The organism is Bradyrhizobium sp. B124, from assembly GCF_038967635.1.
Taxonomy (GTDB): domain Bacteria; phylum Pseudomonadota; class Alphaproteobacteria; order Rhizobiales; family Xanthobacteraceae; genus Bradyrhizobium.
In genome coordinates this window covers 3756033-3782356 of record NZ_CP152413.1, presented here as the reverse complement: position 1 = coordinate 3782356, position 26324 = coordinate 3756033, and the positions used below count along the sequence as shown (strand labels likewise).

Here is a 26324-nt window from a genome sequence, read left to right as displayed (position 1 = left end):
CAAGTTCGAAGGATCTGAGAGGCGAAACCTATGTTTAGTCCACACGGCCGCATTGTGAGCGGATCCAAAATCCATCACCTCATCTGGCGTTGGTAATTGATAATCCATCATTGCTTTCGTACATCTCCATGCGGCGCGGCGCGCGATCGGCTTATCGCCGCTCGCCGCCGTCTCTATCTTACCGTACTCGCTATGCCGATCTGCATCGGTGCTGACTCGGTTAGTTCCGTCGCTCCACAATATTCACGACGGCGCCGCGCTCTGATTGGGTTGGCCCAAGTGGGGTCAGCGTGCGGACTGATAAGAAAATCGCTGAAAGCTTATCAGCTATCGGTTGGGTGATCTGAATCAGTCCACGAGATTAAGATGACGCAGCCCGGTTCTTTAGTGACCCCTACGAGTTGATATCCTGGGGATCTCCAACGTCACTGTGGTCGGCCTCGTGGTGGAGGAAGGACCGTGGACCTTATCGTTGGCTCGTTATGGCAGCCCTCCCGCCGAGGCTGCCGTAAATAATCGGCTTATCTCCATTGAGGACGATGCCTTGCGCATACGTACTGAGTCCAAATGAAGAATTGTAGAGAGATACGGGTTTGCCGTCGTCGCCACTCTGGAAAATTGAGAATTCCAACAACTCGTCGCCAGTATCGCCCCATCGCTTCGATCCAGCGTTCGGCGCTGTAGCGCCGGCCCGCCGAACTCCGATCGGCCGCTGCCGTTTGACGGCAAAAAGGCTTCGACCCTTTGCAGCTACGATCGACTGCACACTGGAAGGGAAGACGTCGTCATCCCTCCATATTTCAGAAGTCGCGAGTTCGGCTGTGACGCGGACGAGAGCCGCCTTGCCACCGTCATCACAGGCACCGCGCGCTTCGCCGCCAACGATCAGACCCGACGGGCCGTCCGTCGCTGCCGATGCCTGAAAATCGTCGAAACTGACCTGGTTGGTGATTTCGAAGCTGCCGGGATCGATAACGTAGACGGTGGTTCGAACCGGGCCGTCGCAAAGGGAAGGCAGGCCGAACAGCGGCTCACGCGAGCCGAACTGGCCAAAGCTCCTTGAATTGATGACCAACGCAAGGTTCTTCCCCCAGTTCGTGAGCACAGCCCATTTTCCAACGAGGAATTCCGATTGGCCGACTTTGAGATCTTTTCTAAATGCCTCGTTGCCTTCTGAATTGATCGCGATCAGGTGGGCGACCCGGTCCACCTTGGGATCCGTGAAGGTCGATGCCGCAAGCATGACGATGTTGCTCCCAACCTTGACTGATCCCATCGGCATTCCGTCAATCGCATTCTCCCAGCGCCTTTCCCACATCTGCGAGCCGTCCGCAGTAAATTGCCTGACGATCGGGTACGGGTGCTCCGCGGGCTTGTAGCCAAAGGCAAAGAGGCGAGACTGGTCGACGAGCAGCGTGCCGGCGCCAATGTCATGTGAGCGTAGGATCGCGAACCGAGAGGCGCCCTCTGTAACCTCGGTGATCGTGCTGGCCATCGTGTGCCCATCCCAGTCGTCCATGATTGACAGGATCAAGCGGTCGGCCATGGGCTTGGCATCCATGATTTCGCCAGCTTCCTGATTTGGCAAAGGCTCGTAGGAAAAGCCATCAGTCAACGGTTGCGCGCTATCGTTCGGCAAGCCGGCGCCATAGCCGAACACGATGAAGGGCGCCCAGAAGCGCGGATGATGATGCGCGCGGTCGGCCTTTGCCAAATAGCTCGCAATGCCATCCGACAACGCCGCTGACGCGCTCTTTCTGCGTTCCTTGTTCCATGCCGTGAAGAATTCAACAATCACATCATGCGCAGCATTCGATTCGACCGTCCAGAGCGACGCCAGCAAAGTCGGCGCTCCGGCAACCGAAAAGGCGGCCGCGAGGTCTGTAATGCCAATACTGGCGGCCGACGGGTCTATCCGCGCCGTATTGCACGCCGATAATACGACGAGGCGCGCATCAAGTGGTAGCCGCGTGATCTCTGACGCGGTCAGCAGCCCGTCATCGAAGCTGTCCGACGTGTCGCTCGGCGTGAAGACAAGTGCGGCCTCGTTCAAACCCGGCAGATCGTCGCGCAGCAGGCCGTGCGTCGCGAAATGTATGATGTCGTATTTTCCCAGGTCTTTCGAACGAAAGTGCTCCTCGGTTGCGCCAGGCCCCAACAGCACGGCTGTCTTCGAGGCCTGTAACAACGTTGCGACGCTCCTGATTTCATCGGCCGTTTCCGGCAGAGGTGCGAGCTCTCCAAAAACTCCTCGCGATGTGGAGACAACCTTGCCGTCCGCTGCGCCGGCGAGCTGAATGAGCGATGGGTTACCAACTCCGAGATATGGTAACGGCGCGTGTTGATGCACAATCGAGCCGCGCGTCCCAAGAAAATGCCGAGCCGAGATCGTGGTCGCGAATTGAAATTTTCTGCCTAGCCAGTGCGCCTCCAGCAGATCGTAAGCATCACCTCGCTTCGGTGGCTCCTCTTCAAGCAAGGCCGCGAGGGGGATGCCGGTTAGTTCATCGGGAAGAGCGATGTTGACCAGAGACCCAGGCGTTGCGCACGATTCTAGTCCCTCAAATAAAAGTCGACTCAGTCGCACTGCTGATAGTGCCGGATATTGGCTGTCAAGTGTCTCTTCTGCCGCTCGCTCTTGTGTGAGAGCTAGCCGCAGCAATTTGGCGTCCTGAGCGGCTTCCAGCGGGTCGACGTCAGATCTCTTAAACAGCGCGGCCGTCTTGGAAATGCAGAGGCGGCCGATGCCCTTAAGCGTCGGAACGAACGTCAAAAGGACCTCGTTTGGCTCGAGGGCATTTTGAATCTGCGCCGTTGTCGGATATCCAACTACCTCAGAGTAGGCTGCTTCTTTCGCGAACATTTCGGCCAGATCAGAGATCGTTCGACGCAGGCGCGAATAGGTGGTGATCATATAGCCAGCGTCGCGCTTGTCTCCTTGCAAGAGAAGCTTGATCTGATCGAATTCCCATTGTCGCTTTTGCTGCAGCAAGAGATAGTATGATCGGACCGCGTCGCGCGCGCGCTCGCTCTTTTGAGCGCCAATGAGGACAGCAAAATCGCTGGTCTGATGTCGAAGCGATCGCGTCAGCATCTCGCTGCCTTTCAGCGCTAGATCCGCTGCGTCGACCGGAGGGAACTCGGTGATCGATGTGAGCGCAAGCTGAATGACGAGCAGATCCGTGATCGTCGGAAGTTGGAAGCCCTCGGTCCGATGAGTCAGAAAGCCTTCAAACACCTCGATCCGTTCTCGCGCCGCAGTTTGTATCAAAACCGCCGCATCTGACCTCGAGGTCGCCGACGTGATGAGCCCGAGCGCAAAATGACGATACGATTCGATGTTCTCGGCGAGATAACCCGTGAGATTCCACTTCGCTGGAAGCGATGAGAAATGCTGCTTCCAGATCGCCGCCTTTGAAGAATCCCGCAGGCTTGTGATCAGCACATCTGACAGCGCGAAGTAAAACTCCTGCAGAGTGTCAAAAGTGCCTCGGGCAACGATGGCCTCTCGTTGCGATTGTAGCGGATGCCGGGCATGTAGCGCCTCGGCTTCGACAAGTGTGCCATCGAGCAAGAGCAACAAAGAGCCGAGACTATTGCTCGTCGAATTTCGGTAAAGTTTTGTGCCCTCGTTGATGTCCAGCCGCTCATTCAGCTGGATCGCCTGTTCCAACGCAGGCAGAACCTTTTTGGAACGGTTCGTCATGGCAAGCAACTGAGACAAAATATGCACGTAAGCCGCGAATACGGGCCCTTCGTGGTTCAAGTTGGCATTGATGTATGGATCAATGATGCGCGCCAGAGTGTGCGCGCTGACAATGTCTTGCTGCGAAATCAACCCTTCCAACAGGTCGACCAGGGTCTTGCAGATATTGTATTTGTCCTTAGGGTCGGTGAGCAACAGGCTGATCACCGCCGTGGAATAGGCTTTCTCAGCCAGTCGGTAGTTGTTCAATCGCAAGAAATAGTTCATAGCTGCGACGTTGGCGATGGCCGACGGGTAGGGCGTCGCGACCGGGTTAAAAGCGACTCGGTTGTCCTTAAATAGCATCTTCAGTGCGTCGGCATCGTCCGCCCAGACATAAGCCTGCAAGAGATACGCAAACAAACCTGGAAGCATCGGCTTCAGCGACGCTTCTGAGTTGGCTATCTGATACGCTGCAGTCTCCGCATCCAGCGCACATTTCAGTTCGTAAGCGGTGGTGCAGATTTCGGTCAAGTCGCGCAGCAGACCAGCCTTGACGGCCTTGTCCGGCGTTTCCTTGACAAGCCCAATAATCTCGACGCCGGCTTCCCGGACGTGGCCATGATGAAATTTCTGGTAAGCCGCCTGTTTTCGGCTTTCAAAATCCGGTAGAGACTGGGAAAATACACGCGTCGCGGGAATGAGCTGAAGGGTGGTGCATAGCAATATGACTCCCGCTGCCCGCAGCCGGGTAGAGGAGCCTGACATGAAGCGTTTCGCGTTGTCTCTGGTCATTGCCGCCGCCCTTGCGCAAACCGCCATGGCCCAGTCCGACGGCCTCGGCCAGGCCCTGCCGGCCTCTCCCGACAACGCTAACATAACCGCAGTCGATAGCGTCCTTGAACTTTATGATCTTGGCGGCCTCTCGGGCTCTGTTCTTGCGAAGTACGCGAAGGCTCGGGTTGGTGATGCGCCCTACACAGGCCGCGGCCGCCATGACTCCGAAATCTACCGAGCCCTCTCGCCGTCCGTCGTCATCATCGTGACCGATACCAGCCTTGGATCGGGAAGCTATATCGGGCTTGGCGACAGCATCCTCACCAACTGGCACGTCGTCAAAGGGTTCAACAAAGTCGCGCTTCTGTTCAAGCCGACGACCGAGGGAGCCAAGCCCTCGGAGGCCGATATCGAGATCGCGGACGTCGTTAAGGTTGATCCGACACGCGATCTGGCTCTCCTTCACATCTCTGCCACTCCGCGTGACCTCAAGCCCATCGCGCTTGGATCAGAGGCTGACATTCAGGTCGGCGCCGATGTGCATGCCATTGGCCATCCGACCGGCGAGGCGTGGACCTATACCAAAGGCTTCGTCAGCCAATATCGCAAGGACTACCCTTGGAAAGACGAAGAGGGAAATCATAAAGCCAGCGTGATCCAGACGCAGACGCCCATCAACCCCGGCAATTCCGGCGGACCGTTGCTCTCGGACGATGGCAAGCTGATCGGCGTCAATACATTTAAAGCCAAGGGCGAGGCGCTCAATTTCGCCGTCTCGATCGCCGACGTCCAAGCATTTCTCGGCAAGGAGGGGCAAACTATCGCCAAGGCACCTGTGGCCTGCAAGACGAAAAAGATCTACGAGGGCCGCGACCGAAAGAATGTGGCGCTGCTCGTGCAGTACGACACAAATTGCGATGGCAAAGTAGACTACTCGTTCGTCACCCCGGACGATATTTCGAAACCGATCGCTGCCTATGTCGACACTAATTTCGACGGTAAGGCCGACATCTCGATCGAGGATCGCAATCGCGATCAGAAGTGGGACATATCCTTTCACGATACCGATTACGACGGGCAAGTAGATCTCGTCGGTTACCATGCGGATGGCAAGCTAACGCCGACCCGCTTGGAGCGGTATCTTCCGGGCGTCAAGTACTGACTTGGTTCGTCTGGCGTTCTATCGGTTTGTTACGGGCTTTAGTGGCCTTGCAAACTCGAAGGCTGCTGAACGGTTTGTGCCATCGGGAGCGAACTGCGTTGCGCGCAGTGTCGCACCCTTTGCAACGTCTACGCCCGACCTTCAGAGTGTAAGCCGTCAGCTCTGTTCGTCGGGCGCGTATTGATCGAGCTACATTCCAAAGAAGTCAGAAACGATAGCCGTAATAGGCGCAAGATGCTTTTCGACCGTGTCTTTGTACAGTGTTTCCATTCGCGCTAGGAGCACCTCCGCGTCACTCGTTTCGTCATCCGTTAGCTTTTGATATCGGCTATAAACCCTCGTGAACTTCGGATAGATCTTGGACTTGCTCTCGAAATGCTCTTGAAGGCGCCTAACGAGAGTCTCTCGATTGAATTGATCCGTGCTGAAGGGGCCCACTTCGATCACGATGCCAATTCTCTCTTGATAGAAATTGAACCAGAGCGCAAACGGACGAGCTTGACCCCACCAATTGGTGCCTTCTAGCGGCGGTATGTGCGGCAATAAAGACCTAGGCAAAAACGCTGCCCCAGCGGGGCGTACAGTAAATTTTTCCAACTCCGGATGCTTCTGAAAAAAGGTGCCTGCGGCCGAGCTGAAGGAGTTTATCTGCCCGTGCTCGATTATTAGGTCCAGTGCGTCCTTGTGCAGTAAATAAAGGCGGCGACACTCGTCAATTAGCGCTTGGTCTGGCACAATGTTTCTCCTAACAAAATCGAGATAGTGATCGATCACTATGCCGGCGTGACTAGTGAGGTTAGGGAGCCGCGATCGTGCGTCTTGCAATGCCTCAGCGACGTCCGAATAGCTGATCGCAGACCAACTGTCGCGAGTTGCGGGTACACCATCGGGCGTCAAGTAGCAGAACAGTCGGGTGTGATCGGGATACTCAGAGCAGATGGTCGCTTCATAAGTTTCGAGTTGCTTATTTCCCTCTGTTGCGTCGATCTTGTTCTCGATCACGAACAAGAACTGGTTGGCCTTCGATTCAACCAGTACATCGATGTTCCGCCATTCGCGAGAGACAATCGCGTCCGAGAAATCACAAAGCGCAATCTTCAGCAGGCTGATCGAGGGATCTACGGCCCCCTTCTCTGCGGTTCGCTGCACCAGTCGCTTAAGGAATGTGTCTTTTAGGCCATGGCCTAGCTGGGGTGAGAGCAGAAATGACAAGAAATTGGAATGCTTGATTTCCTGGCGATGCAGGCCAACGGCCTCAAAGATATTGAAGCCGCGTGCGAACCACGGCTGAGACTGAAATCTATCCAGGTCTTTGAGTAGGCCGAGTAGCTTAGTTTCTAGATGATTGGAATGCGCACCTGAAGCAGTTTGCTGCAAGCCGCCGACATTCATTGCGGTCATCGAAAATCCCCTGTCGAATGATTCTACTCGCTCGACCGAAGATGGCAAATCCGTGGGGCTAAAATTGATTATTGGGCGAATGGCAAGCTGAGGCCGCTTAGGCGGCCTTTCCCTCTAACATCGGAGGTTCGTCGATAGCGTCGATCTCCGGCATTGCTTGCCCCATAATACCGTGAAGATCGCCAACCATGCCAACCGTCGACTCGATCATGGCGCTGACCTGAGCCTCTCGCTTAGCCCAGGCCTTCACCATGAACTTGCGCTCTTTGTCGATGTCTTCTCGCATGTCTTTGAAGCGCTCGACGATGGCTTCGATTCGCTGCTTGAACCGGGAACCGGTCAGATATTGGTAGACCTGATCAGCCTTCGATTGCTGACCAGCCTGCGTTGTGCGTGCGGTGGCGATCTCCAAGAGACCCTGACGCAGGGTCAGAGCGACCGGCACCGCACACCGCGGATGGGCTACGTAGACCCCATCAATCAAGTCGAAGGATTCCACGCCTTTGGGCAGAGCGGTAGAGACAATGAGCGCTACGTCGGCTTTAGCTGCGCGCTTGTTGTCGCGCAGTTTCGGCAGCCAGCTATCCGACCAATTCTTTGTGTTCTTTAGCTCCCAAAGGATGGTGCCGGCCGGTGATCCGATCTGGCCGTTGATCGTGTGAACGATGTCGCCGCCAGTCTCGCCCTTGGCTACCGGCTCAATGAGATCCAGCGGAAATTTGCCCCGGAGTAGATTCTCAAGCTCAAGCTCAAAGGCCTCGCCCTGCGTCTGTTGCGAGCCTTGCTCAAGCTTACGTTTCAATTCCTCGACCGTGCGTCCCAAAGAGTCGATTTGAGCGTCTTTCTGCGATACTTGCGACTTTAGTTCATCGGTCACATCTTGGCGTGCCCTGGCGACGAGATCGGCTTGGCTAGCCTGGACGCGCTTCTCAATCGTGACCTCCAGCTCGCGTGTCTTTTCGTCTAGTTCGCGCTGCTTCCGAAGCGCGTCGGCCTGAGCTTGCTGCGCTTCAGCGAGCTTTATGTTGCGCGCGTTTAGCAGTTGTTCATTCTCAGCCAGGCGTTGCTCCATCGCTCGCAAATCGTCCGCCATCTGTTCGCGCGCCTTCTTGGCCTCAGCGGCGACAACTTGCTTGCGTTCGGCATCGAGACGCTGCTTAACCTGCTCATCAACGCCGGCTCTTGCCTGCGCGACTTCGTTCTGTTGTTGGCGAAGTTCGTCAGCTCTGCGAGCAAACTCAGCCTCTTTCGCGACAAGCTTCCTCTGAAGGTCGCGTCGCTCTGCTTCCAGCAGGGGAGCCGCGAGCGACTCAGTCAGCGGGATCGGATGACTGCACTTCGGGCAGACGACGTGCGGTTCATGAAGGTGCCCAGCCATCTCAGCAATTCCTGTTCACTATTCGTTCTATTGTGAATGAAGGTGGGCCGATGGTCAATAGCAACTCCAAATGATCCCCAGGAAGGTCTGTCGGGAGTAATGGGCGCGTCCGACATACGTATCGATCTGTGTACAGGACAGATGTCAGAATGTGCTGATCACAGAGCGAGAATGGTGGCCTTTGTAGGGTAATTAGTTTTCGACGCGCCTGATCGGAAGAACGACGACCATTTCCTGGACCACCTACAAGGCGTCTGTTGTTTTGGTCGCGATTGGACCAAAGGCGAAGAAATGGCTCAATTGGGACCGTAGTGGCACGGGTTGGCTAACTAAACTCTTGCGCGAGCGGCCAATTCCCGGAATCCTAACCGCTTTCAATAGTGCTTTGCGGGTGACATATGGGAATTTCGGCGAAAGTTTCCGCACGCTTATCAACGCAACTCAAGAAATACCAAAAAGTGCTCGCGGCTGCGAAGCAGCGAGATATCGGTGAAGCTGACACGGTCACGATTATTACAGATTTTCTTTCCGATGCCTTGGGCTACGACAAATACAAGGAAGTCTCGAGCGAGCACGCGATCCGCGGGACTTATGTTGACCGCGTCGTGACAGTCGATGGCAAGAAGCGCTTCTTGATCGAGGCAAAAGCGATCGGCGTTGAGCTCAAGGACGCTCACGTCAAGCAAGCCATTGACTACGCGGCGAACGAGGGTGTCTCTTGGGTAGTTCTCTCAAACGGAGCGATGTGGCGCCTGTATAATCTGAGATTCGGGAAGCCAATTGAGAAGACGCTGGTATTCGAGATCGACGTCTTGGCTTGCGACTGCAAGAATGACGATATCATCAGTTGTTTCGGTAGCCTCAGTTCCGAGGGGTATTCGAAGGATGCGCTGACGGAGCTGCTGAATGAAAAGCAGACGAGCAGCAAATATACGGTCGCAGCCGTGTTGCGAACCGACAAGATGGTAGAAGCCATCCGTAAGGAGGTTCGTCGGTTATCTGGCATTAGGCTGGAACCGGAATATCTATCTTCGCTGCTAGAAAATGAAATCGTGAAGCGTGAACTGATCGACAGCGAGGAGGCCGGAGCCGCAGCAGCCTACGTGAGGAAGCTCCAGAAAACGGCCGAGCGAGAAAAGGATGACGTTGGGACCAAAGCGGCAGTTGCCCCACCAACACCTCCCGTCACGGAAGCGCCGCCTGCTGTTTAGCCATTGGACTGGCGCACGCCAAGGGGCTGCTCGCCAGTGTGACCAACCTGTCCAGGCGCTCGATCAATTAGGTCAGCTGTAGCATCGTTACGAATTTCAAGCTCGTGGACCGCACGAACATAAACCTCGGTAGCATCCCGGATACGGAGACCCAGAGAGCCTATCCAAATCGGCCTTTGGTCTAATTTCCGGCGGAAGGGAGGTGACGCGCCGCATTTCTCGCTATAGTCATTCGCAACCAGAAGGGGAACTGGGATCAAGACGATGGTATGGCGAGCGTAAGGCGACGCAACATTTGCAAAGCGCGGTCCCGGCCGGCTCGAGATGTGCGGTGCGGCAGAGATGAGCTTTCACGTGCCAGACCAGTTTCCGGAGTGACTTACAAGGGGGGCGATTAGCTTGGGGAGCGTCGGCACGCGGCCGGAAGGCGAGGATCAGGAAACCCGGTCGGCTGTAATAAAGCTGTTTGATGATACGCGGCGCAGACTAGTCGAGACGGGGACTCGCAATCGCCTTGTTCATGTCAATCGCGCGAACACGCGCGGTAACGTACTGAACATTGTGAACGAGCGTTCCGATGATGTTCATTCCTTGCTTTCCGGCGGCAAGACCATGCGCTTCTTCGCGCTCGGGAAAGATAAGGTCGACGATAGCCGCGAAGTCGTCCTTGTTGACGTTATGCAGCAAGGGGCTGACGAAGATCGCCACACCGATTCATGGCTTGAAACGCGACTCGGCCCTGATGCCCTGCAGAAAAAGCTGCTGAAGATAGCGCGGGAAGCCCAAACGGCGGAGGAGGAATCCGGCGTCAATGTCCTATACCTCGCGTTGGGCTTTCTGACCTGGTACGAGGACAAGGCGTCGAGCTTACCCCGTGAAGCACCGCTTGTTCTCCTTCCCGTCGAACTCGTGCGTAATGCCAGGACGTCTACATTCGACGTGCGCGTGAGGGACGAAGACGTTGTCACGAACCTACCGCTCCAGCAGCGGTTGAGGGACGATTTCGGAATCGAGCTTCCCGAACTTGAAATCGAAGAGGACTGGAAACCGTCCGACTATTTTTCTGAAGTGCAATTAGTCACAAGCTCGCGGGAGCGCTGGAAACTCGACCCCAACGCCATGCAGTTGGGATTTTTCAGTTTCAGCAAGCTACTAATGTATCGCGATCTGGCTATTGAGGCGTGGCCTGACGACGCACTGGCAAACCATGCGCTGACTCGTGGTTTACTCTACCAGGGCTTTGAACGCGAGGAGCCGCTATTTACCTCAAATGAGAAACTAGACGAGGTCCTGCCGCCTGAAAAGCTTTTCCACGTGGTCGATGCGGATGCGTCGCAAGCCAAGGTGATCGAGGAGGTGCGAACGGGACGCAATCTGGTCGTTCAGGGGCCGCCCGGAACAGGCAAATCTCAGACAATTACGAACATCATTGCGGCGGCGGCCAAGGAAGGTAAGCGAGTCCTATTTCTTGCCGAAAAGATGGCTGCACTCTCCGTGGTGCACGATCGCCTCGTGAAGGTCGGGCTACTTGATGTATGCCTTGAGCTGCATTCGAGAAGCGCAAATAAGAAGACTGTCCTTGGCGAACTGGCGCGCACCTTAGCGCAAGCCAGTGTCGTGCCAGGAGTACCGAGGGCGCCAACGGCCTTGAGGGAAAGCCGCGACCGACTGAATAATCTTGCAGAAGCGTTACACCGCCCGATCGGAGTCACCGGAGAGACAGCTTATAGTGTGCTTGGTCGGCAATCCCAGTTTATCGGGAAGGGCATCTCGCCTCCAAGTCTGGAGGTCGAAAGCCTAATTTCGATGTCGCGGCAGCAAGAGATCGATTTGCTGACGACGATCGAGGAATATGGCGCGCTCCTCGGGGAAGAGGGACGAGCAACCCCTCATCTCTTCGAGGGCACAGGCAACCTTGATCTTCAGCCGGTGGATCTAGCTCGTCTGACCGCTACGCTGACCGCAGCGCAGGTTGCTGTGACCTCGCTTGCCACGTCATTGCGCGTGCCCGTCGACACGCTTGCTTTGCCTAGTACCACAGCCCTCGATGCTGTTGCTCCGTTGGCCAATGTACTAGGGCGGCTCGAAGGACTACCCCATAACACGGCCGACATTGCGCAGAAGGTGCTCGACGCGCCGGACATTCCTCGCCTCCACCAAGCCTTGCGAGCCGGCATGGCGTGGCGGCAGGCGCTCGATCAAGCGTCAGAAGTATTCGTTGAAACCGCTTTCAGCGTTTCTTCCAACCACCTACGCGCTTCGCTCGCGGCGGGTATCCGTTCATTTTTCGCCCGCTGGGGTGGCCGCTATCGAGGCGCATCACGAGAACTTGCCGGCCTATTGCGCGGAGGTTTACCCAAAACCGCGACCGAGAGAGTTGCGCAGATCGACCAGTTGACCGCGGTGGCCTCGCTGAGGTCGGAATGGGAAAACGATCGTGAATATTGCGGTCATATTCTCGGCGATGCCTGGCGTGGAGAGAAATCCGACTTCGGGAAACTGGCCACCATCGCGGAATGGTGTGAGAGACTTTCCGAGGCCCCAATTTCCGTGCGTTCGGACAAGTCGATCGCACTAGCTGCTAAGGTTGATGTCCTAACTGCGATGCGACGGGCATTGCGAGAGGCGGCGCAAGCTGCACGCTCGGCGTTGCAAGCCATTGTGAAACTGCTCGATCTAAATCTCGCTAGTTTCGGTGATCTCGGCCTTGAGCATACCGACCTCGGTGCCGTCGCGGCACGCTTTGGCGCGATGGCCGCCGGGACTGATCGATATGCGTCGTGGACCAAAATAGCGCGATGTCGCGAGGCGCTCGCTTCAGCGGGATTGTCCAGACTTGAGGAGCGGATGCGATCTGGGGAGATAGATGGAGCCGCCGCAGCAATCGAATTGCGCTACGCCCGTGCCGAACGCCTCTGGAAGATCGCTCTAGAACAGAATCCCGTCCTTCGTGGCATTGGCCTGGAGAGACGTCATGATCTGGTTGGCACCTTCGCGGCCCTAGAGCGTCAGCAGCTCCGGGATAATGTCACTACCATCCTAGCCGGCCATCTCGCGCAAGTGCCTCAAGGCGCCATGGGCGAAATGAAGGTCCTTCGTGGGGAGATCGGTAAAAAGCGCGGCCATATGGCGCTGCGACGATTGGTTGAGAAGGCTGGCACGGCGATACAACGAATTAAGCCCGTTTTGTTGATGAGCCCAATATCTGTCGCTCAATACTTGCCGCCGGGCACGATCTCGTTTGACCTTCTGGTTATCGATGAGGCTTCGCAAGTCCGCCCAGAGGATGCGCTTGGAGCGATCGCGCGAGCTACGCAGATCGTCGTAGTAGGCGACAAGAAGCAGCTGCCGCCATCTTCTTTCTTCGATCGGGTGTTGTCGGACGAAGAGGATGACAAAGAAGGCGATGATGAATACGTCGGCCCAGACTTGCTGGAAGGCGCGGCAACGATTGGCAGTATGGAGAGTATCCTCACTCTTTGCGAGGCACGCGGCCTCGCCGGTAGAATGCTGAAATGGCATTATCGATCACGTGATCCATCGCTTATCGAGGTTTCGAATCGAGAGTTTTACGACAATGATCTCGTTCTGCCGCCATCACCCCTACAGAAAGATCCGGCCTACGGCCTGTGCTTCACCCGGGTCGACGGCGTTTACGACAAGGGCGGAAAGCGGGATAACCGCAAAGAAGGCGACTCAATCGTTGACCGAATAGCGGAGCACGCGAGAGCAAATCCATCACAGTCCCTCGGAGTAGTCACGTTTTCGTTTGCGCAGCGAAATCTGATCACGGAGCTTTTGGAGCTTCGTCGTCGCCAAGATGCTACGCTAGATCAATTTCTGCGTGAGGGACAATCGGAGGATCTGTTCGTCAAGAACATCGAGAACGTGCAGGGCGATGAGCGTGACGTCATTCTTGTAAGTGTTGGATACGGCCCTGTTATCGCCGGCGCAAGGTTGAACAGCATGTCGTTCGGTCCGGTTAACGGCGAAGGCGGCGAACGACGTCTCAATGTGTTGTTCACCCGCGCTCGGATCCGCTGCGAGGTGTTTGCATCCTTCGATCCTGGCGACATTGATTTGAATCGTACCTCGAGAGAAGGTCCGCGAATCCTCAAGCGCTTTCTTGATTTTGCGAAGAATGGACGCTCGGAAGTAGACTCGCCGACGGGCCTCGACGCAGATTCACCTTTCGAGGAAGATGTTGCTGACGTGATCCGGGGGTACGGCTTCCTCGCAGACGCGCAGGTTGGATCTGCTGGTTTCCGAATCGATCTGGGGATTCGCCACCCTGATAGGCCGGGTAGCTACATCCTCGCCGTCGAGTGTGATGGCGCAACGTACCATAGCGCTCTTTGGGCCAGAGAGCGTGACCGCCTACGTCAGGACGTGCTTGAACACCTCGGTTGGAGCTTCCACCGTATTTGGAGTACCGACTGGTTCTATAATCGCTACTTTGAGATAGAACGACTGCGCACGGCGCTCTCGGAAGCGCGGGAAAGGGCCGGCCAGGGACTGCGAGTGGAGGGAGCAAATCAGGCGCGATCGACAGAACCAACCGAAGGGGAAGCTGCGCCGATTTTTGTTCCCGAGGTCGTTGTTAGGCAGATGCCTCCGTATCAGCGCGCGGTCTTTCGCGTCAGCACTTCGAACGAGCCGCATGAGGCGCCTGTTTCCACGTTGGCGAATTTGGCTCGAAAGATCGTGGACGCCGAAGGACCGATCCATGTGGAAGAAGTCGCTCGGCGCATAGCCTCCTGCTTCGGCAAGGAGAAGGCGGGATCGCGAATATTGACCGCGACTGAAACCGCTCTGTCGGTTGCCCGAACGGGAAGTGTCGATCTGCTTACCGATGGAGTATTCTGGTACACACGAGGTCAGTCGGATGCGCCTCCGGTTCGCGACCGCTCTGCGGAAAGCGGTGCAACTCTCAAGGCTGCGTGCATCTCTGTTCTGGAAATACAAGCCGCGTTCAAGATAGCCCGTGAGGATAACGGCGGAGGTGAAGACGAGGAGCTTATCAGAACGGTCGCTCGGCTACTAGGTTTCAAGCGGGTGGGAGCGGATTTGCAGGCGCGACTAGCCGAGGGTTTGACTTGAGCGCGTCATCGCATCGATGCATGCAAGGATTAGCCGCAAGCGAAGTCGTTAGCCTGACTGACAAGGAGACCGACGAGTGTTGTCATTTCACTAGCTGATAAGCTTTGGTCGCAAAGCTTATCAGTTGGCAAGAGCGCATCAGTCGGGCAGATCTCTGGTGTCGCGGGGCGGCTGGCCGGATTTCGAGAAACCGGGCGGGACTTTGTTCGGCGGCCTGCCGTTCTTTGGCCGATTTATGCCATAACATCGGATACGCGAAATTCGCATGCGATCCGTTGAGCAGATCTTAGGATACTGCCTTTGGAAGAGGGAGCACGTGCGCTCGCGTCGGGGTTATGGATCAACATCAGAAGATCAGCACCGAGCCCACGGCGCGTGGTCGCGCTGGGGGCTCGTCAAGTCGCTCAAACGCTCGGCAATATTGCTGCCGCAACATCTCGCGAGCGCGGCGCCTCTCGAGGCAATCCACTTCGCCGCCGATCGATTTATCCCAATCGGTCTGCGCAGCGCACCGGTTGATAGATCTGCTGGCTATTGGCAGCGCCACGATCACGGTCGCGGTAGTCGCAGAGATCGTGAATCAACCTAGAGAAGTCGGAAGCGGAGTGCATCTCGTCATTAAATACTTCAAGTGCTCGAAGCGTCCTGAACGCCCAGATCGTTCGGTAAAGTCCACTGCCCTTCTCGCTTGATGCAGAAACAGCATACGTTCCGCGGTATGTAATGCCGTCTGGAGTCACGTCGTCGAGCTTGCTTTCGTTGGCAATCAGCCACTTTTTGAAATCAACGTGCTTGTTGAATGGGACGTCGTAGCCCCATTCAATCACAAGGGACCCAAGCAAGACGCTTTCATTGAGAAGGTCCTCAATCTCCTGCTGACCTTCGCCATGTTTGATTAAGTCGCAGAAAGGAAAGAACCCGCCCGATCGTACCTCTGGTTCGATTGACGTAACAGTGGGCGGAGTCAATTTTTCGCCGGCGATTAGACTGGAGGCTAGCCCTAATGGATCGATGTTATTCATGCTAAAGCTCCTCAATGCTTCTGATCTGAAAACTCAATCAATCCCTGTTCTCGTAGTTTCTGAAGGCCGTTCTCAAGGTTTTCTCGCGCATCAACTTCCGACATTTGCGAGGCGACTTGGTTGCAATATCCTTCGGTGAGTTGTTCCGTGGTGCGGCCGTCGCAAAGCTCAAGAATGAACCACGCGTTGAGGTTGAGCATAAATAGCTTCGGTGGATCGGGCCGAAACACAACGCAACTCTTCATCTCGCTAACGGGGCGCACTCGGAGGTTTGGGGTGCGATTGTAGTAGCCACTCGGGTATGACACGGAGGTCCACTCCCTTGTTCAATACTTTGTCGAATGGATCTGGCGCGTCCCAGGCGCCGTGAAATGCATAAGCTGTCGCGCGACATCCGCCATGTGATCCTTGACTTGACGCACAGCTAGGGCAGCTATCCTTGACGTGGCCGGATCTCAGCTCACGATACAGCGGATGATCCCATGTCGTCATGAAGGAAACTTGTCGGATGTTGCCGTAGTTCACGTACTCACGAAGATAAGCACAGCCGATCGAATCCCCAAACGCGTTCACGGCGGCCATTTGCCAGCATGAGTTGCCATTGTGTGGGTGCCAAGACTGCATAAGCTTCATCCCCGACGGCAACCGGAGCGCGTCCAGTGCGGCATGCATCTCGTCGAGCGACAGAGAAAACTCATTCCAGCGATACTTTAATCGGCCGAGCGGATATGGCCGCAACACGCCCGCAGTCTTCACGCCTAGCCTGTCAGCCAGGTCAATGTAAGCTTGAAGGTCAGTAAAATTCCTCCGATTGAGGATTGTGAGAGTTTGCACTTCGATGCCGGCGTCAAGCATATATCTAACGCCGTCGCAGGTGCGCTGGTGACTCCCGGGCGTTCCAGTCAGTTCGTCATGGACCTCAGCGCTCGGGTGAAGAATGTCGACAAGCACAATGCCGACGCGGATCTCCTTCAGCTTTCGGGCAAGCTCTCGAGAGATAAGTGTCCCATTGGTGCGCACCTCAGTGAGGAAGCGGCTCGATGCTGAGGTGAGAAAGGGTAGGAAATCCGGGCGGTGAAATGGCTCGCCGCCTTCGATGTAGAGATAGATCACGCCCAAGTCCGCAATCTCGTCTAAAAAACGAGCCCACTCTTCGCTACGCAGCTCTGAGGCGGCTTTTTCGGGCGCGCAATCCGCGTAGCAGTGCTGGCAGGAGAGATTGCAGGTCTCCGTATAGCAGATTGAAAGCTTTAGCGGCTTCTTGAGCGCAAACGGATTTTGTATGGGTGCCATGACGTCCCATCTCGCTGCGACTGATAAATATTGACGGGCCTATCTAGGACAAGCCAGGGATGCTAAGCTGACATAATACTATTTCAATAGCAACCAGCAGTCACCCGTATGCATTGTCCTGCTTGCGGCTGCTCAGCTCCGAAGAATGCCCGTTTTTGCCCAGGTTGCGGCGCGAAGCTGAGTTTGCGTTGTGAAGCGTGTGGCTTCGAAAGCCCACCCGAATTCCGTTTCTGCGGCGGGTGCGGTGCGCCGCTCGCTGAGCATTCGCCGATTCAGCGATTGGTTGAGCATCAAGTGGCTGCCGCCTCGCGCGCCGCTGACCGTGATCAGCGGCCTGAACGGCGTCAGGTAACGGTGCTCTTCATCGATATGGTCGGTTCGACTGACCTCTCGGTCTGTCTCGACGATGAGGAATTCAAAGACGTCATTTACAAGTATCGCGACACCTGCGCGAACGCGGTCCGCCAATTTGACGGCACTATCGTTCGTTACATCGGCGACGGGATACTTGTGTGTTTCGGCTTCCCGCTTGCTCATGAAGACGATCCGATAAGAGCGGTGCGCGCGGCACTATCGCTGCTCGAGGGCATGAGACAGCTGAACAGGCAAGAATCGTCCGGCGCTCCGCCTATCCATATGCGCATGGGTATGCACACCGGCATCGTCATTGCCGGCGACCTGAGATCATCGGATACGTTCGAAACCATGGGCATCCTCGGCGAGACGCCAAATATTGCCGCTAGACTGCAGCAACTTGCCGCGCCAGATAGCCTGGTGATAACGGATGCGACCGCACAATTGATCGGTGGTCGGTTTAATCTGCGAGACCTTGGTCCACAGGAGATCCGCGGCACTCATGGGACGATGAATCTCTTTGAGGTAGTCGGCGAACGTGCCGATCCTGCCTTCGACGCCGCTCGCGGCGGACAGAAGATGATTGGGCGTAGCGAGGAAGTGGCGCTTTTGCGCGACCGTTTCATTCAAGCCATGAGCGGTGAAGGCCAGCTGGTTCTCATCACAGGCGAAGCCGGTGCGGGGAAAACGCGACTAGTGCGCAATTTCAGAGACATGCTCGACGGCTCGGCGTTTCTGCCGTTTACCTGCTATTGTTCGGCCTATAATAGGGAGAGCGCCTTCTATCCCATCATTGAGATGATCCGCCGCGTGGTAAATTTGGATGGTCTCGCTGATGTCGAAGATAAGATCGCTAACGTTCAGCGTGCTTTCGCGGGATTGGACTCGATCACACCTGAGGCGGTTCCACTGGTTTCCGAGCTTTTGGAGTTACCTGTACCGCTGTCGTTGAGGGAAGTTTCACCTTCGCAGCGCCGAGAGCTTCTCCTCGATCTACTTGCACAATGGCTTCTAAGGCAATCCGAGCAACTACCGATCCTCTTCATCGTCGAGGACCTGCACTGGGCAGACGCTTCGACCAGTAGTCTGCTCGAGCGCATTGTGCAGCAAATCTCGGACTGGCGCGCGATGGCCATATTCACATTTCGTCCCGAATTTAGGGCCGAATGGTTGCTGGAATCGCAAGGCACGCGTCTCGGGCTACGACATCTCTCCGCGAGTGAGGCCAGGACGTTGGTTGAACAGGTTGCGGGCGCGACACCGTTACCCGCAAACATCGTGGAGCACATCGTTGCTAAGACTGGCGGTATTCCGCTATTTGTCGAGGAGTTGACCAAAACGGTGCTCGCAGAAACTCTCTCGTCGGCTCAAGGAGATCCTGCTCTATTGACGGCCGTCGTCGACAGCATTCCGTCTACGCTGCGGGGCTCACTAGTGGCTCGGCTTGATCGTCTAAAGGTCGCAAAGCCGTTGGCTCAGGTTGCGGCCACCCTCGGTCGGACCTTCGATAGCGAGGTTCTCGGCGCGGTAACCGGCGAGAGCCAGCACAGTCTGCGGGAGCAACTTGCCGAGTTACTCCACGAGGGCTTTATCCAGCAGCATGGAGTTCCCGTGCATGCCAAATATTCCTTCCGGCATGCACTTATCCAGGATGCGGCCTACGACTCCCTGCTCAAGAGCGAGCGTCGGCTGATGCATCGCAAGATCGCTGATGTTCTCTCTACTCAGTTTCGAGAAATTGTCGCGGCGACACCGGAAGTGCTGGCGCAGCATTATGCTGCAGCTAATCTCGCGGAGGCGGCCATATCGCAATGGGAGGCGGCCGGGAAAAAAGCCGCCGAGCGCTCGGCGAACGTCGAGGCTGCAAGTCATTTCGCGAACGCTCTTGCCATCCTCCGCCGTCTGCCCGACACGCCCGAGCGGGCGCGCAGGGAACTGTTGCTTGAGGTAGATCGAGGTTCTCAGCTTCTCGCCACTCAGGGCAACGCCGCGCCCCAAGTAGAGGAGGTTTTTACCCGCGCCTACGAACTCAGCGAAGGGCTCGGCGAACATCACCTGCTCTTCAGGGCCCTCTATGGTCTCATGATGTTCTGCATCGTCCGCGGCCAACTCGAGAAAGCGCACGGGTTCGGGGTGCGGTTGATAGAACGAGCAGAACGGGCGGATGACCGTGGCCTGTTGTTGCAGGCCAAGCGACCGCTCGGGCTTACACTTTTCTACCTGGGAAAATTCGACGTCGCCAAGAAAACTCTGGAGGAAGCCCTTCAACTCTACGATCCAGATCAGCATCACCATCACCGGTTCGAGTACGGCTCGGACCCAGCCGTTCTCGCGCAATGCAATCTCGCATGGACCGAATGGTTTGTCGGTTTGGCCGACAGCGCCGTCAAGGACAGCGCGCAGGCGATCGATCGCGCCGTTCAGCTCGATCATCCTCACAGCCTCGGCTTCGCGCTGAGCTTCGATGCCTCCATCAGGCAGGCGCGAGGCGAACCAAATGAGACGCTTGAAGCTGCCGAACGCACGATTCAGGTCGGGCAAACTTATCGCTTCCCGTATTGGAGCGCCTGGGGCCGGATTCTACGGGGTTGGGCGGTGGGCAAGTTGGGTCGCTTGTCAGAAGGCGCCGGCGAGATCGAACAGGGGCTTGCCGACTATCGTGCGACTGGTGCTGAGCTCATCCGGCCGTATGGCTTGATGCTATTTGCCGAGACGCTAGTAGCGAAAGGTGAAGCGGACAATGCACTGAAATTACTTGACGAGGCACTTGCAATAACCGCATCAAACAAAACCCTTTTTTGCGAACCCGAGTTGCATAGGCTTCGGGGCGAGGTTTTGCTTGCGCTGAACGGCGAAAGTGAAGACGCTTCGAGTCACTTCGTTACCGCCGTCGAACTTGCGCGCGAACTGGGAGCGCACGCCTTGGAGTTGCGAGCGCTGCTCAGCCTCGTTTCGGTCGCCACCGGTCGCAACCATCGTAGCGGCATAGAACGATTGAAGCTGCTCCATGGCCAGATGGTTGAGGGGTTCGGAACTGCGGATCTTATCGAAACTGCTCGCGTTCTAAACCTCGCAGCGATCTCCTAACTATTTGTCAAGGAGGGCAACGCAGAACGCGACGCGATGACAGTCTTCGCCATGCCATCACCAAGGTGTGGGTGCCGTCCCGCAAAGCTCGTTCTGGCGGTCCTTGCTCATCTCGTCATTGTCTCGGATTGCGGTTGAGCAAAAGTGATGATACAATCTACACAAGTTCCGCTGATCCAGTTTTGCAATTTTGCGCGTTCGAGAATGGATTATCTTTTTAGCAGCTATTCGCGACGAGATCGTCGAAAGTTACGATTTTAGGATCGTATCTAAAAGTCAGGCGGGGTTGCAAACATGGCACTTCCGACCAGTTCACAGCTTGCTGATCAGCTGTTTCAGGTGGCTCAAGCAAGAGCGCTGCAGCATGGTCTTGTGTTCGACGGTACGACCGTGACCGAACTCAAGCAAATGACAGATGACGCGGCCCAGAAGATCTTGGCGGCTGCACAGGCGAAGAAATCGTTCCAAGACCAATATGCCCGGGGTGCCACACGAGTAGCCAGCGAAGCTATGATGACACTGGTCGACGAGATGACTAGCGCCCGTTATCGCTTGCCAGGATATCCGGTCCAGCAGAACGAGTTAGACTTGCAAACCCTGAAGTCGGCCCGTGATGTCTTTTGCCCAATCTGGCCGATCTGTTGAGGCTCACATGGCGAACGGAATTGAGGGGCTCAAAGCGTCTAATGCTCTGACCGGTCAATTGATTACGGTTGCAGCGGGGTTGTTGGCGTTCACGATTACTTTTGCCGAGAAGTTCACCCCGAAAGACCAACCCATCGTGGTGCCCGGTACGTTGAAAGCATCGTGGGTTTGTTTTGCGGTCTCAATCGTGTTTGGCTTCTGGACGCTGATGGCTCTAAACGGAACATTAAACCAGCTTGACCGAGGTGAAGCCGAGACAAATCCAGCACGGTGGAATATACGAGTTCCTGCTATTGCGATGTTTTCCGTTTTCTTGTTGGGGACTGTTCTTTTGATTTGGGCTGGATGGACAATTGCTGGTCGCTAGGTTTGAAGCTCTCAACGGCGATATGTATGTGACCCCGTTCCATAACGCTCACTATGCGAAAGCCAAACTTGTGATCTGGGTGAAAGCCGTCAATGAAGCTGTGCGAATGATCTAAGCGGAATCACGGTGGTCCATATGGTGGGGAGCCCACCGGGTCCGCGCAAAAGCGCGGCGCGATGAAGGCGCCAGCGTAACCGCAAAGTCGTGCCCCGAAGATGGCGGCCTACGCTTCGCTACGCGTGCACCGTGGTCGGTTTTCGCCGGGAACGTAAAAATGTCACAAGTCGCCGACTGCAAATCTTCTTCGATCTCAAGCGATCATAGCGGCGGCGGTAGTGGATTTCTCCTGCGTGGAGGCCGCGATGTTCTGGTCCGCCACCCCCGTAGCCTCGATGCAAAGCTTGACAGTATCACCTAGGCTGGCGGCTACGAGATCGGCTTTGGCGTTGTCGCGCAACGCTTCCAGCGCGTCTGGATCGATGTCCTTGACCCAACAGCCCAGGATTATAAGGGCCTTCGGCAGCTTCCGCCTTAGGCGCCGAACCGAATACCGCATATGCGCCGGTCCGCTCGAATCGAGATAGACCAGGCAGACGATCACAACGCCTGTACCATCAAGTCGGAAAACGTTGGCACTTGAGAGCGCGTCCGCCCCTTCAACCCGTGCTGTGAGACCGTGTGCAGTCGAAAGCTGAGCGAGCATTATCGCGGCCGCTTCATCGATAAGGCTGCGTCCAGCCAAGCAAAGAACGGGGTACTCACCGAGCCAATTGGACGGCAGGTTTTCCTTACTAATAATGGGTAGGTTTTCGTGGGCCGCATTTTCCGCGACGCTTTCTACTGCAGACGAGGCTTCTGCATCGGTGGTTACATTAAGCTTCGCCGGCGTTCTGTCATCTTGATCGGCAACGTCGCTGGCAAACTCCGCGACGGCATCACGAATCTTCGTGAGACGCTCCGGGTCCAGCGCTCCCCGCGTGGCGTCAATTTGCGCCAGCTGCAAGCCCCTCAAGGCTACCTCGTCATAGTATGAGGCCAAAGAACGTTCTTTTAGGAATTGTTCGGCTTTTTCGGCAGCCTCTGCCGGGTCGCCAGCCAGCATGCGCTGATAGAAGATTTCGGGTGGAGAAAGCGCCGGACGGTCCCCGAACATGACGTCAAGAAACTCCAAGCGTTCTACATGGCGCCCAAGCACGACAAGGCATACCGTCAAAGGCGTGGCGAGAACGAGCCCAATCGGTCCCCAAAGTGCGGTCCAGAACGTCGCCGCCGCAACCACGGCTACCGGGGAAAGCCCTGTACTATGGCCATAGACCATTGGCTCGATGACGTGGCCCACGACCGGCTCGACAGTAAAAAAGAGCGCGAGCGTCCATAGCAGCATTGACCAGCCGGGATCGACGGCTACTGCCAGAGCAAGCGGGAACGCGGCCGCGATTACGGCGCCGATATAAGGCACGAAACGAAGGACTGCCGCTAAAATGCCCCACAGGATCGCGCTTGGTGTGCCTATGATCCATAAGCCCAACCCAATCACCACGCCAAATGCGCTGTTTAGAATGAGCTGGGTCAGGAACAGCCGGCTAAGGCGTGTCGCTGCGTCGTCCAGCGCCGCTGTGGTTCGTTGCAGGTCGTAGGAGCCAGCCAGCCGAATGAGCCGATTACGGAGATCCTCGCGTTGAAGAAGTATGAAGATCACGAAGATGATGATGATGCCGGTAGTTGCGAGAGGATGAATAAGCGGAGAGATCAAAGTCCGCAGGTTCTCCAGCGCACCGGGATCGGGCTGGCGTACTTCCACCGGAACGGGGGCTTGCGGGGCACTGGGATTGACTATTGAGGAGCTCAGTCCCCGCGAAGTCGCGGGCTCTTTCGGCCTATCGATCTCCTTACTGAGATCTTTCAACATGTCGGAGGCGCGTTCAAGCGTGCCTCTCCCGGCTCTTGTATCTCGAAAGGACTGGATCTTTTCGCTGATCGTCGATTGATAACGTGGGAGATCTCCAGCGAGCTGCGTCAATTGCGTAGCGAGAAGGCTTCCCATCGTAAAAATGAGCGCGAAGGCGAGCAGAGCTACGCTCACGACCGCCAGTCCGCGCGGCACATGGATTCGCTGCAATATTAGAACCACCGGTGCCAAGACAAAGCTGAGGAGAATTGCCAATGCGATCGGGACGAAGATTTCGCGCCCGAAATAGAGCATCGCAACGATGATGACAGCCAGGATCGCAACGGCCACCGTGCCGAGCAAGGACACAAGCTCTTCAGTCGTACGTGCTTTGAACGGCTGCCTGGTCACAGACATCATCTGCTGGCCCAGCTTCGGTTGTTACGGAATGATTTGACGAATGGGCGTTCGAGCGCGGCATTCGTATTGCCTAAAGTACATGAGCAAAGTGCCCGGTAGCCTTATTGGTCGACAAACGAAAAGGCCGTCTCGAAAGACGGCCTATGGTTGTTATTCGACAATCTCGACGATCCGGCGTGTTCGCGGTTCGACCAACACGGTGCGACCATTCACCACCGTATAGCGATAATCACGGGCGCCATACTCGGCCGGTACATCATAGTAGCTAACGCCCTCTTCTGGAAGAACCGCTCCAACTCTTACATCTTCGCGATACTGGTATGAGGGACGTCTCTGTTCGACAACGTAAGAATGAAAGCGAGGACGCTGATCAACACCAAGGATCCCCGCTACGCCGCCCACCACGCCGCCGACTGCTCCACCGACAACCGCACCGACGGGGCCTGCCGCTCGCTCACCATCCCGCGCGCCCCGCTCGACGCCTCCAGGGACACCCTGCGCCTGGGTCGTAATGGGAAATAGGACCGCAACAGCAACAGCGGCGGCAGCTAAACGGCAAATCATGACAGCTCCTAAGGTGAGGTTCGTGAGTAATTAAATACCGAGGCGTCGTTAGGTTCCTGAATGTTGCGATGTGGCGCTCAGGTGCGCGCATGCAGTCTATTACGGCGGGCGAACACGAGCCTGATGTTCTCAATGAACAATCAGCCAAGGTCATTCACGACGATTGCTACTAAGTCGCCTCTGACTTCCGGCCTACCCTCGTCCCTGGACAAATCGCCGCACTGCGCCAACTGACGCGCGGGCCCAGAAGAGGAAAATGGCAATATTCACCGGAGTGCCGCGACCGAGCTCATTGGCACATCCAACGAGTAGATGAATCCACTCGGTTCATAGGCGAGTTGCACCTGGCCGTTCAATTGTTGGCCGAGAGATCCCATCATTCTCGTGCCGAAGCTTCGTCGGGCTGGAGGCTCGACCGTCGGACCGTCTCTTTCCGTCCAAACAAGGCGGATTCTTCGCTTCAGCTCGTCGATCGTCCATACGATTTCCACGCGGCCTGTGGGGACGGACAGAGCTCCAAATTTGGTAGTGTTGGTACACAACTCGTTAAACGTCATCGCAAGTGCGATGACTGCTACGGAGGTAATCCTGATATCCGGTCCGTTGAAATGGAAGCGTCGGTCTCCATGACTATCATAAGGCTCTGTCGCACTGCTTAGCGTGTGAGTAAGGCTCGCATTTGCCCAACTGACCTGCATCAGTAGGTCGTGAGCCCGCCCCAATGCGATCAACCTGCCTTCCATTGCCTTCTGTCCGTGCTCAATACTGGGCGCTCCACGGAAGCTCTGGGACGCGATCGCGCTGACCATGGCGAGAGTATTCTTCACGCGATGGTGAAGTTCCCCGAGGATCAGCTTTTGCAGTTTGTCAGCGGCGTCGCGCTGCTCGGCTTCGATCCCAGCCTGAATCAGTAGGGCCTGCGCATCTATTTCGGCTTGTTCGAGCAGGATGCGAAGGCTGTCGTTCTCCGCTGAGAGGACGGTCTCCTGCGCGGATCGGGACGAGGGATCAACCGTCTCCATGGCGTGTGGCGCCTGATCCGCCGGCAAATCGGTTGCGTTCGGAACGATGCTTAGCGCACCCGCGCCCACCATCGCCTGCAACTCGGTAATCATTTGCTCGACGCTAAGCGGTTTGCCGAAGAAGCGGCTGTTCTCTGGCCTTGCCGTGTCAGATGGCTTCATTTGACCAGAAACCAGTATGATCTTGATCGAGGGCCAGCGTTCGTGCACGGCGTGGGCGAGTCTCAGGCCGTCAATGCTGCCGGGCATCTGGATGTCGGTGAATAGCAGCGAGATGTCCGATCGGGACTCAAGAATCGATATTGCTTCATCGGCGTTGACGGCCTCAATGGGACAAAACCCGGCATCCTCCACGATGTCGACTGCGCGCATGCGCAGGATCATCTCATCTTCCACGACGAGTACATTTGGCACCGGAGTCAGATCTGTCGACATTTATAGTGTCACTCTCTCACAGGGAGCCAAAAGAGTTGCTCAGATTTGTCTGCGAACACCGAACGGAACTTGCTTGGCCACTTAGCGGCTACCGAGCGGCACCGCTTCAGCCATTGCTGCGCCTTCCGAGCAAGGATAGCGAGCTATAGTTCACAGCGCCCGACAGCGCGTCACATCGATACTCTGACGGACGGCTCGACCGAATTAGGCGGGGCACGGATGAGAGAGGCTGATCTCGCAATCGTCTGAGGAGCATCATCAAATGCGGCGGCATTCCAGCGAGCGTTCGTTTCATACTGATGGCAAGCCGTTCACTGATTTCCTTGCAGATCGCCCCGTTTGTGAAGCCGACTGATCTCGACGTCGCCCTGTTGTGCGCAACAAGTCATGAAGTATCCTATGCGTCAGTGAAATGATGGACCGGCACTATCGGCGGGCGGTCACAAGACGGGCTTCCAGAATCTTCCCTCCAGAGCCCGCGTCTCGCAAACAGGATGGGGCGAAATCCGGCCA

At 56.3% G+C, this 26324-nt stretch carries 15 protein-coding genes; 6 read left to right on the top strand and 9 right to left on the bottom strand.

Annotation, left to right across the window (positions count from 1 at the left end; translation table 11 throughout):
• Window positions 1-466: 466 nt before the first annotated feature.
• Window positions 467-4480: a CHAT domain-containing protein gene (locus AAFG13_RS18155; RefSeq protein WP_342712880.1), complete on the bottom strand. Its 4014-nt coding sequence runs from the start codon at window positions 4478-4480 to the stop codon at window positions 467-469.
• On the opposite strand from AAFG13_RS18155, the gene AAFG13_RS18150 reads away from it, so the two are divergent.
• Entirely contained in the window at window positions 4452-5624 is a 1173-nt protein-coding gene (locus tag AAFG13_RS18150; protein WP_342712879.1) for a serine protease, read from the top strand. The genes AAFG13_RS18155 and AAFG13_RS18150 overlap by 29 nt on opposite strands.
• Before the next feature lie 189 nt (window positions 5625-5813).
• Here the strand turns inward: AAFG13_RS18150 and AAFG13_RS18145 are convergent, their stop codons facing one another.
• Together AAFG13_RS18145 and AAFG13_RS18140 are read right to left on the bottom strand one after the other, a co-directional pair.
• On the bottom strand, window positions 5814-7025 hold the full coding sequence (locus AAFG13_RS18145) for a PD-(D/E)XK nuclease family protein (protein WP_342712878.1): 1212 nt from the start codon (window positions 7023-7025) through the stop codon (window positions 5814-5816).
• 97 nt (window positions 7026-7122) lie between these two features.
• Window positions 7123-8403: a DUF2130 domain-containing protein gene (locus tag AAFG13_RS18140; RefSeq protein ID WP_342712877.1), complete on the bottom strand. Its 1281-nt coding sequence runs from the start codon at window positions 8401-8403 to the stop codon at window positions 7123-7125.
• Between the two features lie 398 nt (window positions 8404-8801).
• Here AAFG13_RS18140 and AAFG13_RS18135 point away from each other — a divergent pair, with 398 nt between their 5' ends.
• Window positions 8802-9614 (top strand): type I restriction enzyme HsdR N-terminal domain-containing protein, encoded by an 813-nt coding sequence (locus AAFG13_RS18135; RefSeq protein WP_342712876.1) that lies wholly within the window; start codon window positions 8802-8804, stop codon window positions 9612-9614.
• Window positions 9615-10013: 399 nt separating this feature from the next.
• On the top strand, window positions 10014-14714 hold the full coding sequence (locus AAFG13_RS18130) for a DUF3320 domain-containing protein (protein WP_342712875.1): 4701 nt from the start codon (window positions 10014-10016) through the stop codon (window positions 14712-14714).
• Window positions 14715-15199: 485 nt separating this feature from the next.
• On the opposite strand, the gene AAFG13_RS18125 is transcribed toward AAFG13_RS18130, so the two are convergent.
• The 3 genes from AAFG13_RS18125 to AAFG13_RS18115 are packed head-to-tail and all read right to left on the bottom strand — an operon-like array spanning window position 15200 to window position 17029.
• The gene (locus AAFG13_RS18125) at window positions 15200-15736 is read right to left on the bottom strand and encodes a hypothetical protein (RefSeq protein WP_342712874.1); all 537 of its coding nucleotides are present in this window, start codon (window positions 15734-15736) and stop codon (window positions 15200-15202) included.
• A gap of 11 nt (window positions 15737-15747) precedes the next feature.
• The gene (locus tag AAFG13_RS18120) at window positions 15748-15981 is read right to left on the bottom strand and encodes a PqqD family protein (RefSeq protein ID WP_342712873.1); all 234 of its coding nucleotides are present in this window, start codon (window positions 15979-15981) and stop codon (window positions 15748-15750) included.
• Window positions 15982-15985: 4 nt separating this feature from the next.
• On the bottom strand, window positions 15986-17029 hold the full coding sequence (locus tag AAFG13_RS18115) for a radical SAM protein (protein WP_342712872.1): 1044 nt from the start codon (window positions 17027-17029) through the stop codon (window positions 15986-15988).
• A 108-nt stretch (window positions 17030-17137) separates the two neighbouring features.
• Between AAFG13_RS18115 and AAFG13_RS18110 the strand changes: the two genes are divergently transcribed.
• The 3 genes from AAFG13_RS18110 (at window position 17138) to AAFG13_RS18100 (ending at window position 21482) form a co-directional block, all read left to right on the top strand.
• Window positions 17138-20470 (top strand): adenylate/guanylate cyclase domain-containing protein, encoded by a 3333-nt coding sequence (locus tag AAFG13_RS18110; protein WP_342712871.1) that lies wholly within the window; start codon window positions 17138-17140, stop codon window positions 20468-20470.
• A 294-nt stretch (window positions 20471-20764) separates the two neighbouring features.
• Window positions 20765-21115, top strand: a complete 351-nt coding sequence (locus tag AAFG13_RS18105; protein WP_342712870.1) for a hypothetical protein — start codon at window positions 20765-20767, stop codon at window positions 21113-21115.
• A gap of 7 nt (window positions 21116-21122) precedes the next feature.
• Window positions 21123-21482, top strand: a complete 360-nt coding sequence (locus AAFG13_RS18100; protein ID WP_342712869.1) for a hypothetical protein — start codon at window positions 21123-21125, stop codon at window positions 21480-21482.
• Between the two features lie 310 nt (window positions 21483-21792).
• Here the strand turns inward: AAFG13_RS18100 and AAFG13_RS18095 are convergent, their stop codons facing one another.
• The 3 genes from AAFG13_RS18095 to AAFG13_RS18085 all read right to left on the bottom strand — a co-directional run bounded on the left by AAFG13_RS18095 (window position 21793) and on the right by AAFG13_RS18085 (window position 25811).
• On the bottom strand, window positions 21793-23790 hold the full coding sequence (locus AAFG13_RS18095; RefSeq protein WP_342712868.1) for an AI-2E family transporter: 1998 nt from the start codon (window positions 23788-23790) through the stop codon (window positions 21793-21795).
• Window positions 23791-23940: 150 nt separating this feature from the next.
• Window positions 23941-24354: a DUF1236 domain-containing protein gene (locus tag AAFG13_RS18090; protein WP_342712867.1), complete on the bottom strand. Its 414-nt coding sequence runs from the start codon at window positions 24352-24354 to the stop codon at window positions 23941-23943.
• Between the two features lie 266 nt (window positions 24355-24620).
• Window positions 24621-25811, bottom strand: coding sequence for an HWE histidine kinase domain-containing protein (locus tag AAFG13_RS18085; protein ID WP_342712866.1), 1191 nt, complete (start codon window positions 25809-25811; stop codon window positions 24621-24623).
• Between the last annotated feature and the right edge of the window lie 513 nt (window positions 25812-26324).

Bases quoted from the DNA above. Each gene is read 5' to 3' on its own strand.
- AAFG13_RS18125 (WP_342712874.1), bottom strand. From the start codon at position 15,736: ATGAATAACATCGATCCATTAGGGCTAGCCTCCAGTCTAATCGCCGGC.
- AAFG13_RS18140 (WP_342712877.1), bottom strand. From the start codon at position 8,403: ATGGCTGGGCACCTTCATGAACCGCACGTCGTCTGCCCGAAGTGCAGT.
- AAFG13_RS18115 (WP_342712872.1), bottom strand. From the start codon at position 17,029: ATGGCACCCATACAAAATCCGTTTGCGCTCAAGAAGCCGCTAAAGCTT.
- AAFG13_RS18090 (WP_342712867.1), bottom strand. From the start codon at position 24,354: ATGATTTGCCGTTTAGCTGCCGCCGCTGTTGCTGTTGCGGTCCTATTT.
- AAFG13_RS18150 (WP_342712879.1), top strand. From the start codon at position 4,452: ATGAAGCGTTTCGCGTTGTCTCTGGTCATTGCCGCCGCCCTTGCGCAA.
- AAFG13_RS18135 (WP_342712876.1), top strand. From the start codon at position 8,802: ATGGGAATTTCGGCGAAAGTTTCCGCACGCTTATCAACGCAACTCAAG.
- AAFG13_RS18105 (WP_342712870.1), top strand. From the start codon at position 20,765: ATGGCACTTCCGACCAGTTCACAGCTTGCTGATCAGCTGTTTCAGGTG.
- AAFG13_RS18120 (WP_342712873.1), bottom strand. From the start codon at position 15,981: ATGAAGAGTTGCGTTGTGTTTCGGCCCGATCCACCGAAGCTATTTATG.
- AAFG13_RS18155 (WP_342712880.1), bottom strand. From the start codon at position 4,480: ATGACCAGAGACAACGCGAAACGCTTCATGTCAGGCTCCTCTACCCGG.
- AAFG13_RS18095 (WP_342712868.1), bottom strand. From the start codon at position 23,790: ATGATGTCTGTGACCAGGCAGCCGTTCAAAGCACGTACGACTGAAGAG.
- AAFG13_RS18100 (WP_342712869.1), top strand. From the start codon at position 21,123: ATGGCGAACGGAATTGAGGGGCTCAAAGCGTCTAATGCTCTGACCGGT.
- AAFG13_RS18085 (WP_342712866.1), bottom strand. From the start codon at position 25,811: ATGTCGACAGATCTGACTCCGGTGCCAAATGTACTCGTCGTGGAAGAT.
- AAFG13_RS18145 (WP_342712878.1), bottom strand. From the start codon at position 7,025: ATGACCGCAATGAATGTCGGCGGCTTGCAGCAAACTGCTTCAGGTGCG.
- AAFG13_RS18110 (WP_342712871.1), top strand. From the start codon at position 17,138: ATGCATTGTCCTGCTTGCGGCTGCTCAGCTCCGAAGAATGCCCGTTTT.